This is a genomic window from Enterobacteriaceae bacterium Kacie_13, assembly GCA_013457415.1.
Lineage (GTDB): Bacteria > Pseudomonadota > Gammaproteobacteria > Enterobacterales > Enterobacteriaceae > Rahnella.
The window spans coordinates 436,717-449,877 of the sequence record CP045665.1 but is presented as its reverse complement, the minus strand read 5'-3'; the positions used below and the strand labels follow the sequence as shown (position 1 = coordinate 449,877).

15 protein-coding genes are annotated in these 13,161 nt (G+C 52.0%); all 15 read left to right on the top strand.

What is annotated here, in order from left to right; genetic code table 11:
- Positions 1-11 precede the first annotated feature (11 nt).
- The 15 genes from msrP to GE278_01960 all read left to right on the top strand — a co-directional run bounded on the left by msrP (position 12) and on the right by GE278_01960 (position 13,150).
- Positions 12-1,013: a protein-methionine-sulfoxide reductase catalytic subunit MsrP gene (gene msrP / locus GE278_02030; protein ID QLK59632.1), complete on the top strand. Its 1,002-nt coding sequence runs from the start codon at positions 12-14 to the stop codon at positions 1,011-1,013.
- An 18-nt stretch (positions 1,014-1,031) separates the two neighbouring features.
- A complete protein-coding gene (msrQ, locus tag GE278_02025) occupies positions 1,032-1,634 on the top strand; it encodes a protein-methionine-sulfoxide reductase heme-binding subunit MsrQ (GenBank protein QLK59631.1) in 603 nt (200 codons plus the stop codon).
- Between the two features lie 241 nt (positions 1,635-1,875).
- Entirely contained in the window at positions 1,876-2,328 is a 453-nt protein-coding gene (gene aroQ / locus GE278_02020; protein QLK59630.1) for a type II 3-dehydroquinate dehydratase, read from the top strand.
- 32 nt (positions 2,329-2,360) lie between these two features.
- Entirely contained in the window at positions 2,361-2,825 is a 465-nt protein-coding gene (gene accB / locus GE278_02015) for an acetyl-CoA carboxylase biotin carboxyl carrier protein (GenBank protein ID QLK59629.1), read from the top strand.
- A gap of 12 nt (positions 2,826-2,837) precedes the next feature.
- Positions 2,838-4,187 (top strand): acetyl-CoA carboxylase biotin carboxylase subunit, encoded by a 1,350-nt coding sequence (accC, locus tag GE278_02010; GenBank protein QLK59628.1) that lies wholly within the window; start codon positions 2,838-2,840, stop codon positions 4,185-4,187.
- 75 nt (positions 4,188-4,262) lie between these two features.
- Positions 4,263-4,511 (top strand): DUF997 family protein, encoded by a 249-nt coding sequence (locus tag GE278_02005; GenBank protein QLK59627.1) that lies wholly within the window; start codon positions 4,263-4,265, stop codon positions 4,509-4,511.
- Positions 4,501-5,946, top strand: coding sequence for a sodium/pantothenate symporter (gene panF, locus GE278_02000; GenBank protein QLK59626.1), 1,446 nt, complete (start codon positions 4,501-4,503; stop codon positions 5,944-5,946). Before GE278_02005 ends, panF begins: the two co-directional genes overlap by 11 nt.
- A gap of 43 nt (positions 5,947-5,989) precedes the next feature.
- Positions 5,990-6,874 (top strand): 50S ribosomal protein L11 methyltransferase, encoded by an 885-nt coding sequence (gene prmA / locus GE278_01995; GenBank protein QLK59625.1) that lies wholly within the window; start codon positions 5,990-5,992, stop codon positions 6,872-6,874.
- 178 nt (positions 6,875-7,052) lie between these two features.
- A complete protein-coding gene (locus GE278_01990) occupies positions 7,053-7,790 on the top strand; it encodes a carbonic anhydrase (GenBank protein QLK59624.1) in 738 nt (245 codons plus the stop codon).
- 398 nt (positions 7,791-8,188) lie between these two features.
- Positions 8,189-9,154 carry a tRNA dihydrouridine synthase DusB gene (dusB, locus tag GE278_01985; protein ID QLK59623.1) on the top strand — a complete coding sequence of 322 codons (966 nt, stop codon included), beginning with the start codon at positions 8,189-8,191 and terminating at the stop codon, positions 9,152-9,154.
- A gap of 21 nt (positions 9,155-9,175) precedes the next feature.
- Entirely contained in the window at positions 9,176-9,472 is a 297-nt protein-coding gene (fis, locus tag GE278_01980) for a DNA-binding transcriptional regulator Fis (protein QLK59622.1), read from the top strand.
- 200 nt (positions 9,473-9,672) lie between these two features.
- Entirely contained in the window at positions 9,673-10,101 is a 429-nt protein-coding gene (locus GE278_01975) for a DoxX family membrane protein (GenBank protein QLK59621.1), read from the top strand.
- Between the two features lie 420 nt (positions 10,102-10,521).
- A complete protein-coding gene (lpxP, locus tag GE278_01970) occupies positions 10,522-11,442 on the top strand; it encodes a kdo(2)-lipid IV(A) palmitoleoyltransferase (protein ID QLK59620.1) in 921 nt (306 codons plus the stop codon).
- An 81-nt stretch (positions 11,443-11,523) separates the two neighbouring features.
- On the top strand, positions 11,524-11,709 hold the full coding sequence (locus tag GE278_01965) for a hypothetical protein (protein ID QLK59619.1): 186 nt from the start codon (positions 11,524-11,526) through the stop codon (positions 11,707-11,709).
- A gap of 415 nt (positions 11,710-12,124) precedes the next feature.
- Positions 12,125-13,150 (top strand): transporter substrate-binding domain-containing protein, encoded by a 1,026-nt coding sequence (locus GE278_01960; protein ID QLK59618.1) that lies wholly within the window; start codon positions 12,125-12,127, stop codon positions 13,148-13,150.
- Positions 13,151-13,161: the final 11 nt, after the last annotated feature.

Here is a 13,161-nt window from a genome sequence, read left to right as displayed (position 1 = left end):
TGGAGACTGCTATGTACAAACCCCGCAAACTCACCGAGGCGGATGTCACGCCCGAAAGCATTTTTTACGATCGCCGTAAAGTATTGCAGGCACTGGGGATTAGCGCAGCTGCGCTGGCGCTGCCGCAGACTGCCCAGGCGGATATTCTCTCCTGGTTTAAAGGCCACGACCGCCCACCGGCACCTTCCGGTAAACCACTGGACTTTAGCAAACCGGCTGCCTATCAGAATGACCTGCCGCTGACGCCGGAAGATAAAGTCACTGGTTACAATAATTTCTATGAATTTGGTCTGGATAAGGCCGATCCGGCCGCCAACGCAGGACAACTGATCACGTCGCCGTGGAAAATCACCATTGATGGCGAAGTCGGTAAACCGATGACGCTGGATATGGATGACATTATGAAGCGCTTTCCGCTCGAGCAACGCATCTACCGTATGCGCTGCGTCGAGGCGTGGTCGATGGTGGTACCGTGGGTCGGTTTCCAGCTGAGTAATATTCTCAAACTCGCCGAACCCACCAGTAATGCACGTTATGTGGCTTTCACCACGCTGTATGACCCGGAGCACATGCCCGGCCAAAAAGACCGGTTTATTGGCGGCGGGCTGGATTACCCCTACGTGGAAGGATTGCGTATAGATGAAGCGATGAATCCGCTGACCATGCTAACCGTCGGCGTTTACGGCAAAGCATTACCGCCACAAAACGGTGCACCAATCCGCCTGACGGTACCGTGGAAATACGGCTTCAAAGGTATCAAGTCGATCGTTAACATCAAATTCACCAAAGATGAACCGCCAACCACGTGGAACCAGATAGCCACCAACGAATACGGCTTTTATGCCAACGTGAACCCGCATGTGGATCATCCGCGCTGGTCGCAGGCAACAGAACGCTTTATCGGTGCAGGCGGTTTACTCGACGTGAAACGCCAGCCAACGCTGTTGTTCAACGGTTATGCCGAACAGGTGGCGTCGATGTATCACGGCATGGATCTTCGTAAGTTCTATTAAGGAAAGGAAGTCAAACTTATGCGCCGTCTGAGTCCTGCAAACATGACCTGGCTGAAAGTAATCATCTGGCTTGCCGCAATCCTGCCCTTTTTGTGGCTGCTGCTTTCTGTCGATCAGGGCTGGTTCAGCGCCGATCCGGCGAAAGATATTCAGCATTTTACTGGTCGGATGACTCTGAAATTTTTACTGGTGACGCTGCTGGTCACCCCGGTAGCGCGCTATGGTAAGCAACCACTGCTGATCCGTACCCGCCGCCTGCTGGGACTGTGGTGTTTTGCGTGGGGGACGCTGCATCTTCTTAGTTATTCCTTCCTCGAACTGGGAGTCAGTAACCTGCGACTGTTAGGCAGTGAACTCATTTCGCGCCCCTATCTCACGCTGGGGATTATCAGCTGGGTACTGCTACTGGCACTGGCCTGCACTTCGACGCTGTGGGCGCAGCGTAAAATGGGTGCTGCGTGGCAGAAGTTGCATAATTTTATCTATCTGATCGCCATTCTTGCGCCGATCCACTATCTTTGGTCGGTGAAAGTGTTATCGCCGCAACCGGTGATCTATGCCGCGATCGCCGCCATTTTGTTGGCACTTCGTTATAAGAAATTCCGCCAGTGGCTGCGATAAGCTAAGGAACTTTTCTGTGTTCTGCCCCTCATAATTCCTGTAAATCAACCCTCTTGTACCGGACGAGGGTTGATTATCTTCGCTGATAAGACCAGTATTTAGCTGCTAATTGCCACGATATCATTATAATGCCCGACCTCATGTTGAGGAGACAGGACGATTTGCCCCGAAACAGGTGACAAATCGGTGACATCAGGGTATTTTCTACAATCTTTGTCTAATTGCCGGAGATAGGCTCACAATGGCGCATAAGTTTGACATTTTGCTACTGAACGGTCCTAACCTGAATTTGTTAGGTACCCGTGAGCCTGAAACGTACGGACACACCACGCTCAACGATATTGTTAAAGGTTTGGAAACGCAGGCTGCTGCCGCTGATGTGGCACTGAGCCATCTGCAATCGAACGCAGAACATGTCCTGATTGAACGCATTCATCAGGCACGCGGAAACGTCGATTTTATTCTGATCAATCCCGCGGCCTTTACCCATACCAGCGTGGCGCTACGCGATGCATTACTGGGGGTTTCGATTCCGTTTATCGAAATCCATCTGTCAAATGTACATGCCCGCGAAGCGTTCCGGCATCATTCCTATCTTTCCGACATCGCAGTGGGCGTCATTTGCGGACTTGGCGCAGATGGCTACCACTTTGCTTTACAGGCAGCAGTTAATCGCTTGTCTAAAACCCACTAATTTCTACGCAAAAAGAGTACGGAATCACACCCATGGATATTCGTAAAATTAAAAAACTGATCGAACTGGTTGAAGAATCAGGTATTTCTGAACTGGAAATTTCTGAAGGTGAAGAGTCAGTTCGTATCAGCCGTGCTGCACCTGCGCAGGCTTATCCTATGATGCAACAGGCGTACGCCATGCCTGTTCAACAGCAGCCGGGTCTGGCTGCTGCGGTTGCTCCAGCAGCACCTGCTGAAGCCGCTGCTCCGGCTGCAATCAGTGGTCACATCGTTCGCTCCCCGATGGTAGGTACTTTCTACCGCACGCCAAGCCCGGACGCGAAAGCCTTTATCGAAGTGGGCCAGAAAGTGAATGCTGGCGATACTCTTTGCATCGTTGAAGCGATGAAAATGATGAACCAAATCGAAGCGGACAAATCCGGTGTTGTTAAAGCAATTCTGGTAGAAAGCGGCCAACCGGTTGAATTCGACGAGCCGCTGGTCGTCATCGAATAAACGAGGCGTACCATGGTAGATAAAATTGTTATCGCGAACCGCGGCGAAATTGCCCTGCGTATTTTGCGTGCCTGTAAAGAAATGGGCATCAAAACCGTTGCTGTGCACTCCACCGCTGACCGTGACCTGAAACACGTGCTGCTGGCAGACGAAACCGTCTGTATCGGCCCTGCACCTTCAGTCAAAAGCTATCTGAACATCCCTGCAATTATCGCTGCAGCAGAAATCACCGGCGCGGTGGCTATTCACCCTGGCTATGGTTTCCTGTCTGAGAATGCGGATTTCGCAGAGCAGGTTGAGCGTTCTGGCTTCATCTTCATCGGCCCGAAAGCGGAAACTATCCGCCTGATGGGTGATAAAGTGTCTGCAATCCACGCGATGAAAGCCGCTGGCGTTCCATGCGTACCGGGTTCTGACGGCCCGCTGGGCGACGACATGGATCTTAACCGTGGCTTCGCAAAACGCATCGGCTATCCGGTCATCATCAAAGCCTCTGGCGGCGGCGGTGGTCGTGGTATGCGCGTTGTACGCAGCGACAAAGATCTCGAGCAGTCCATCAACATGACCCGTGCTGAAGCCAAAGCGGCTTTCAACAACGACATGGTGTACATGGAGAAATACCTCGAAAATCCACGTCACGTGGAAATTCAGGTACTGGCCGATGGTCAGGGCAATGCGGTGTATCTGGCTGAACGTGACTGCTCCATGCAGCGTCGTCACCAGAAAGTCGTAGAAGAAGCGCCAGCACCAGGCATTACGGAAGAACTGCGTCGTTTCATCGGCGAACGTTGTTCCAAAGCCTGTGTGGATATTGGCTACCGCGGTGCGGGTACTTTCGAGTTCCTGTACGAGAACGGTGAGTTCTTCTTCATCGAAATGAACACCCGTATTCAGGTTGAACATCCGGTTACCGAGATGATCACCGGTGTGGACTTGATCAAAGAGCAGCTGCGGATCGCATCCGGCCAGCCTCTGTCGATCAAACAAGACGAAGTGCGTGTCAAAGGCCATGCGGTGGAATGCCGTATTAACGCGGAAGACCCAAATACCTTCCTGCCAAGCCCGGGCAAAATCACTCGTTTCCACGCGCCTGGCGGTTTCGGTGTTCGTTGGGAATCGCACATTTACGCAGGCTACACCGTGCCTCCGTACTACGATTCCATGATTGGTAAACTGATCACTTACGGCGAAACCCGTGAAGTGGCCATCGCCCGCATGAAAAATGCACTGGCGGAACTGATCATCGACGGCATCAAGACCAACATTGAACTGCAACAACGCATCATGAATGACGAGAACTTCCAGGTCGGTGGGACTAACATCCACTATCTGGAGAAAAAACTCGGTTTGCAGGAAAAATAAAAAGACCGTACCGTTGCGTACTCTCTTATCAAGGCCGGATATTCCGGCCTTTTTTACGTTTAGGGGGAGAAGAAAATGACATTGGATAAACGTTTTCTGCAAGCTAACCGGGAAGCCCGGTGGGCATTCGGGCTTACCATTGCTTATCTGCTGGCGTGGTGTTGTGCTGCCTATATTCCTGATGATAAACAGGGGATTACCGGTCTTCCGCACTGGTTTGAGATGGCCTGCCTTCTGGTTCCACTGATTTTTATTCTTTTGAGCTGGCTGATGGTTCGCGTCATCTATCGCGACATTCCGCTGGAGGACAGTCATGCAGACTGAAGTCTTATTGCCGCTGATCGCCTATTTGCTGCTGGTTTTCGGATTGTCGGTGTACGCCTATACGCGCCGTCAGCAAGGCAGCTTCCTCACCGAGTACTTCCTCGGTAATCGTTCGATGGGCGGCTTCGTACTGGCGATGACCCTCACTGCGACGTACATCAGCGCCAGCTCCTTTATCGGCGGCCCCGGTGCGGCGTATAAATTCGGCCTTGGTTGGGTACTGTTGGCGATGATCCAGTTGCCGGCCGTCTGGCTGTCGCTCGGCGTGCTGGGCAAAAAATTCGCTATTCTGGCGCGGCGCTACAATGCTGTTACCCTCAACGATATGTTGTTCGCACGCTATAAGAGCCGTCTTTTGGTCTGGCTGGCGAGCCTGAGTCTGCTGGTGGCGTTCCTCGGCGCGATGACCGTGCAGTTCATCGGCGGCGCGCGTTTGCTGGAAACGGCGGCCGGGATCCCTTATGACACCGGTCTGCTAATTTTTGGTGTGAGTATCGCACTGTACACTGCTTTTGGCGGTTTCCGTGCCAGCGTGCTTAACGATGCGATGCAGGGACTGGTGATGCTGCTGGGCACGATTTTGCTGCTGGTGGCGGTGATCCATGCAGCGGGTGGCCTGCACAGTGCGGTCGATAAGCTGCAACAGATTGACCCAAAACTGGTATCCGTCCACGGTGGTGGTGACGTCCTTTCGCTGCCGTTTATGGCATCCTTCTGGATTTTAGTGTGCTTTGGAGTGATCGGCCTGCCGCACACCGCTGTGCGCTGTATCTCGTACAAAGACAGTAAAGCAGTACATCGCGGTATTGTGCTCGGCACCGTGGTGGTCGCTATCCTTATGTTTGGGATGCATCTGGCCGGGGCGCTCGGTCGCGCTATTCTGCCAGACCTGAAAATTCCCGATCAGGTAATCCCTACATTGATGATTACCGTGCTGCCGCCTTATGCCGCCGGGATTTTCCTCGCAGCGCCGATGGCGGCGATTATGTCGACTATCAACGCGCAGCTTTTACAGTCGTCCGCCACAATTGTTAAAGACCTGTACCTTGGCGTAAAACCTGAGCAAATCACTAACGAGCGCCGTTTAAAACGCTTCTCCAGCTGGGCGACATTTATCCTCGGTTTGCTGGTGGTACTGGCTGCATGGCGGCCGCCTGAAATGATCATCTGGCTTAATCTTTTGGCCTTTGGCGGGCTGGAAGCGGTGTTCCTTTGGCCGCTGGTGCTCGGTCTTTACTGGGAGCGAGCGAACGCCACTGGTGCGCTGAGCTCAATGATTGTTGGCGCAGTTTGTTATACCCTGCTCGCCAGTATCGACCTGCACATTGCCGGTCTGCATCCGATTGTGCCGTCGCTGTCGCTGGGGTTGCTGGCGTTTTACATCGGCAATAAATTTGGCGTACAGCCGCGCGAAACCGTATTCAAGCCGTCCTGACCGGGCGGCACTGATTTAACAGATTGCTAAGAAGAGAATCGCTATGCCTTGGATCCAACTGAAAATTAACACTACCGGTAATGACGCGGAAACGCTGAGCGACGCGCTTATCGAAAGTGGTGCAGTGTCCGTCACTTTCCAGGACACCCATGATAATCCGGTATTTGAACCGCTGCCGGGCGAAACCCTGCTGTGGGGCGATACCGACGCTATCGGCCTGTATGACGCTGAAACCGACATGAACGAAGTCGTTGCCATGCTGGAGAACGAACCGCTGCTGGGCAAAGGTTTCGTGCACAAAATTGAGCAACTGGAAGACAAAGACTGGGAACGTGAGTGGATGGACAACTTCCACCCGATGCGGTTTGGCAAGCGTCTGTGGATTTGCCCGAGCTGGCGCGACGTACCGGACCCAACCGCCGTCAACGTGATGCTGGATCCGGGTCTGGCATTCGGTACCGGGACTCACCCGACCACGGCAATGTGTCTGCAATGGCTCGACAGCCTGGATCTGACCGACAAAACCGTGATCGACTTCGGCTGTGGCTCCGGCATTTTGGCGATCGCCGCGCTGAAGTTGGGCGCGAAACACGTTGTCGGGATCGACATCGATCCGCAGGCGATCCAGGCCAGTCGCGATAATGCCGAACGCAACGGCGTATCCGAGCGTCTGTCGCTGTATCTGCCAAAAGATCAGCCAGAAAATCTGTCAGCAGACGTGGTGGTGGCCAATATTCTGGCTGGCCCGCTGCGTGAACTGGCGCCGCTGATTGGCGTGTTACCGGTGGCGGGCGGTAGTCTGGGGCTTTCCGGTATTCTGGCGAGTCAGGCGCAAAGCGTGGCCGATGCGTATAAAGATAAGTTCGAGCTGGATGCGATAGCCGAGAAAGAAGAATGGTGCCGGATAACCGGCGTTAAAAAAGCCTGATCCCGGCAATTTCATGCCCGTTCCCCTCAGGAACGGGCTATTTTCTGCGCATTAAGCGCGATTTTATCTGAAAAGTCATTCCTGCCACTTTCTGCTCTGTTTACCTTTCCATAAAGTCCTTACAATTCACATGGTTTTTATCCATATGTTTTAACCGACTTTAGCAAAGGGATGTTTCATGAAATTCAAATTACTGGCCATTGTGCTGGCTGCTTGCAGTATTTCTGCCTTTGCCAGCGAACAAACACACTGGTCTTATGAAGGCGACGGCGCTCCGCAAAACTGGTCCAAAATCAGTCCGGAATTCAGCGAATGTACCAACGGCAAGAACCAGTCCCCCGTGGATATTCATAACTCTTTCACGGTTCACGCCACGCCATTGTCTGTCAGCTATCCGACTGCGCCTGAAAGCGTTGTGAACAACGGCCACAGTGTGCAGGTCAACGTTCCTAAGGGCGATACCCTGTTTGTGGATGGTGAAACCTTCACGCTGCAACAGTTCCATTTCCATTCGCCAAGCGAAAATACCATCGATGGAAAATCCTTCCCGATGGAAGCTCACTTTGTGCATACCAATGCAGCCGGTGAAATCGCCGTGGTCGCGGTGATGTTTAACGTGGGTGATGAGAATAAAGAACTGGCGAAAATCTGGGACAAGATGCCGTCCGAACAAGCCAAACCGGCAAATATCACCGAAAAGGTGAATCTGGCAAAATTGCTGCCTGCCGAACAAAGTCACTACCGCTTTAGTGGTTCGCTGACCACGCCACCGTGCACCGAGGGCGTTCGCTGGCTGGTGATGAAACAGCCTCAGACGCTGTCAAAAGCGCAGCTGGAGAAATTCCAGCATGCGATGCATCATGCTAATAATCGCCCTGTGCAGGAGCTGCACGGCCGCGTCATCGTTGCTGAATAATAACGTCCGCCAAATGAGGCACAGAGCTCACCTCTGCTGCCTCTCTTTTCACGGATATACCCTTTCTACATTTCCTTAAAAGAAGTTACTTTCTGACCAGATAGCGATCTACATCACGGAATTTTGTGGTTGTTGATGCTTAAAACGGCGATCAAGCCCTTAGAATCACCTGTTATAACAGGGTGATTTAGAGAGATATTAGGAATTTCTTCAAGCGCACAATTTGACCAATAGCACTTAACTCGATGTTAATGTTAGATAAAAAATAAAATGGCGCTCAACATTCGCCGCTGCCAGACATTTTCTTATCAAATTGCTCAAAGTTTGGCCTTTCATCTCACATCAAAAATGCGTAATATACGCGCCCTTGCGGACATCAGTATGGTCATTCTAAGTCTATGCGCATCGGACACCACCAGCTTACAAATTGCCTGATTGCGGCCCCAATGGCCGGTATAACAGACCGACCGTTTCGTGCCTTATGTCATGCGATGGGTGCTGGGATGGCTGTATCCGAAATGCTCTCTTCCAATCCGGAAGTGTGGCGGACGGACAAGTCCCGATTGCGTATGGTGCATAACGATGAACCGGGAATCCGCGCCGTGCAAATTGCCGGTTGCGATCCCGAAGATATGGCGGCTGCCGCCCGAATTAATGTGGCGAGCGGTGCGCAGATCATTGACATCAATATGGGCTGCCCGGCCAAGAAAGTGAACCGCAAACTGGCAGGATCTGCGCTGTTGCAGTATCCGGATTTGGTCAAACAAATCCTCACTGCCGTGGTTAACGCGGTAGATGTGCCAGTCACGTTGAAAATTCGTACTGGTTGGGCACCGGAACACCGTAACTGTGTACAAATTGCCCAATTGGCTGAAGACTGTGGAATTCAGGCCCTGACAATTCATGGCCGAACCCGTGCCTGCCTTTTCAATGGAAATGCAGAGTACGACAGTATTCGGACAGTTAAGCAGAGTGTTTCCATTCCGATTATCGCGAATGGCGACATAACTGACCCGCATAAAGCCAGAGCGGTGCTCGACTACACCGGAGCTGATGCTCTGATGATAGGACGTGCCGCTCAGGGGAGACCCTGGATCTTCCGGGAAATCCAGCACTATCTGGACACTGGGGAACTGTTACCGCCACCGCCTTTGGGTGAGGTACAGCGCTTGTTAATAGGGCACGTACGGGAATTGCACGACTTTTATGGTCAAGGCAAGGGATTCCGTATCGCCCGTAAGCATGTTTCATGGTATCTCCAGGAACATGCCCCGAGTGATCAGTTTCGGCGCTCCTTCAACGCCATAGAGGATGCCAGCGAACAGCTGGAGGCGTTGGAAGCATATTTCGAAAATCTTGCGTAACAAAAAAGAGCTGACAGAACTATGTTCGAACAACGCGTGAATTCTGACGTACTGACCGTTTCAACCGTAAACTCACAAGACCAGGTGACTCAAAAACCTCTGCGTGACTCGGTAAAACAAGCACTTAAGGGCTATTTTGCTCAACTGAACGGTCAGGACGTGAATGACCTGTATGAGTTGGTTTTGGCTGAAGTTGAACAGCCACTGTTGGACATGGTGATGCAGTATACCCGTGGCAACCAGACTCGTGCGGCCCTGATGATGGGTATCAACCGCGGTACGCTGCGTAAGAAACTGAAAAAATACGGCATGAACTGATACTAATCAGTCGTTGTCTTGAAAAGGCGCTTTTCCGCAAGGGGAGCGCCTTTTTTGTTTCTATCCGCGCAAGACCTTTGCTTGTCATTTCCGCTCAAAACTTAACCCAGATCAACCGCAATGAGAATAATTCTCTCCTGCATTTAAGGATTAGGAATTACTTTAGAAGAACAAAAAATATCTCTGGGGAGTGGCAATCAATGAAGCAACTTTATACACGGTTTACTGCCGCGCTGAATAAGCCGGATCTGGCAATTCTGCTGTTACGTATTACCTACGGGCTGCTGATTTTTCACGGGTGGCATAAGCTGCATGACGGGCTGGGCGGGATCCAGGGGATGCTGGCGGGTTATGGCATTCCTGCGTTCGTGGCATATGGCGTGATCATCGGCGAAGTGATTGCCCCGATCATGATGATACTGGGGATTTTCACCCGTCTGGCGGCGCTTTCGGCTGCTGCCACGATGGTCGTCGCCTGGCTGATGGTTGGGATCCATCATACCTTCGCGTTGTCCCCGGTCGGTGCATGGGCGATTGAGGATATTGTGTACTACTTTATGGCAGCCATTGTTATTGCGCTATACGGCAGTGGCCGTTATTCGGTGATGAGCAATCCGCTATATCGATAAGCCGGTTTGCGACATACTTTTTCACTGAAGTATGTCGCTCTTCCACCCTGGTTCGAGCGCTTTATCAAAGTTAAAGCCCTGCTTTCCGAGGTGTTTTAAAATGGCCATTCAAATCATCCTAAATTGGATACAAATTCGCGTAATTATCAGAAAATTACCCTCTCCGGAACGGTGATAGAACATGTTATACTTTCCGTAAGAGTCGTATTCGCCCGCTCAACGCCTACGGACAGCCCTTCAGCTTCGCGATCCCGTCTTCTCAATGTACCGTCTGTTAATGTAAAAATTGCGTCAATTGGCGTCTTTAATAAAACATTGTCAGACACGTGTTGTCCCACTCTTTGCAGGATAATCCGTACCGCGCCGCACTATTTGTCCCCCGCGTTACACCGGTTTCTTTATGCAGATGATTAGGCATTTATGACATCTCCACGATTTCGCGCTTCGTTTTTACATCCACGCTACTGGCTGACCTGGTTCGGTCTCGGCGTCTTGTTCCTTCTGGTTCAGCTTCCTTATCCGGTTTTATACCGTCTGGGTGTCTGGCTGGGTCGCACATCCATGCGTTTTCTGAAACGCCGCGTGTCGATTACCCGCCGCAATCTGCAATTATGTTTCCCTGACCTCACTCCGGACCAGGTTGAAGCCAGAATTGTCAGCAATTTTGAATCTCTCGGCATGGGCTTACTGGAAACCGGCATGGCCTGGTTCTGGTCAGACGCCCGTGTTAAACGCTGGTTTGACGTCAGCGGCCTGCACAACCTGAAAAAGGCGCAGGAAAATAATCAGGGCGTATTGGTTATTGGCGTACATTTCATGTCACTGGAACTGGGTGGCCGTGCGATGGGGTTATGTCAGCCAATGATGGCGATGTACCGTCCGCACAATAATAAAGCGATGGAATTCGTACAGACCTGGGGTCGGATGCGTTCTAACAAAGCGATGCTGGATCGCAAAGATTTACGCGGCATGGTTCATGCGCTGAAAAAAGGCGAAGCCGTCTGGTTTGCACCAGATCAGGACTACGGTCCGCGCGGAAGCGTATTTGCCCCACTGTTTGCCGTCGATGAAGCGGCGACTACCAGCGGTACCTACATGCTGGCACGTCTGGCAAAACCCGCGTTGATCACCGTGGTACTGGTGCGTAAACCGGCCGGTAAAGGTTATGACCTGGTGATTCAGCCGGCGTTGCAGGATTACCCAATAGATGACGAACTGGCCGCAGCGGCCTACATGAACCGCGTCATTGAAACCGAAATTATGCGCGCGCCAGACCAGTATCTCTGGCTCCATCGCCGCTTTAAAACCCGCCCGGCGGGCACGCCTTCTCTCTACCTGTAGACGTGATAAACACATCAAGCCCGATGCTAACGCGTCGGGCTTTTTATTTGAACAACATCTGATAAGAGACCGGTAACCCTTATGCCTAAAAAATCCGACGCTGCGCCTTCCATTTTTGATCACCTTAAAGATGACGACAGCTTTGACCTCTGGGGACGTTCGAGCCTCAGTACCGCGCTCAACAAAGCTAAACCTAAAGCGCCGGATAATGACCAGATTGCCGCCGCCCGTAAACTGATCCAGGGCAGCAAAGGTCAGGCGGAATAATATCCGGAACGACTTATGAAAGCCCACATCACGTGGGTTTTTTATTGCCTGTTTAACCGTAACGCGCAGCACTGATCAACGCACTGCTATAAATAAACTCCTCCTCCCGCTCCTTAATCATACGAAATACTTCTGTTTTCGAATGATTAGGGGGCAACGAGATCTGCACTCCAAATAATAAATTCTCCGCACCGTTTTACGGCAGCCGCATTGACCGCGCACCTAATCAGGGCAATACATTTCATAACGTACATCAATGTTACTGAGCAATTCCTCACTGTAACTAGATTGATGGCCGTTTTTCGATGTTGGCACTCCCCTTGCAATGACAGGAGCAGAGGGCGACGCCCCAAACAGACAGGGTGCCCCGGCACTCACACAATAATAATTCTCAGTTTGTCTCACAGGACGCTTTATGAAAAAAATATTGCTCTCAACGCTGATTGCCGCAGCAAGCTTCGTGACACTGGCTGGCCAGGCGCATGCCGGTGCTACTCTGGATGCAGTCAAAAAGAAAGGTTTCGTACAGTGTGGTATCAGCGATGGTCTGCCGGGCTTCTCCTACGCTGACTCCAAAGGCAAATTCACCGGTATTGATGTGGATCTTTGCCGCGCAGTCGCCGCTGCCGTATTCGGTGACGCTGAGAAAGTGAAATACACTCCGCTGACCGCCAAAGAACGTTTCACCGCGCTGCAGTCTGGCGAAGTAGACATCCTGTCCCGTAACACCACCTGGACTTCCTCACGCGACGCGGGCATGGGCATGATCTTCGCGGGCGTCAACTACTACGACGGCATCGGCTTCCTGACGCACCAGAAAGCGGGCCTGAAAAGCGCCAAAGAGCTCGACGGCGCGACAGTCTGTCTGCAAGCCGGTACAGATACCGAGCTGAACGTCGCTGACTACTTCAAAGCCAACAAAATGACCTACACCCCGGTGACCTTCGACCGTTCTGATGAAAGTGCTAAAGCGCTGGATTCAGGCCGCTGCGACACCCTCGCTTCAGACCAGTCTCAGCTGTACGCGCTGCGTATCAAACTGGGCAAACCGGATGATTTCATCGTTCTGCCGGAAGTCATTTCGAAAGAACCTCTGGGCCCGGTCGTTCGTCGTGGCGATGAAGACTGGCTGGCGGTTGTACGCTGGTCTCTGTACGCCATGCTGAATGCCGAAGAAATGGGCGTGACCTCTGCCAACGTGGATCAGCTGGCCGCTAACCCGACGACGCCGGACATGAGCAACCTGCTTGGCAAAACAGGGACTTACGGTTCTGATCTGAAAGTGCCTAACGACTGGGTGGTAAAAATCGTCAAACAAGTGGGTAACTACGGCGAAAGCTTTGAGCGCAATGTCGGTCAGGGCAGTGAGCTGAAAATCAAACGTGGTCAGAACGCGCTATGGAATAAAGGCGGAATTCAGTACGCACCACCGGTTCGCTAAATATCCTTCGT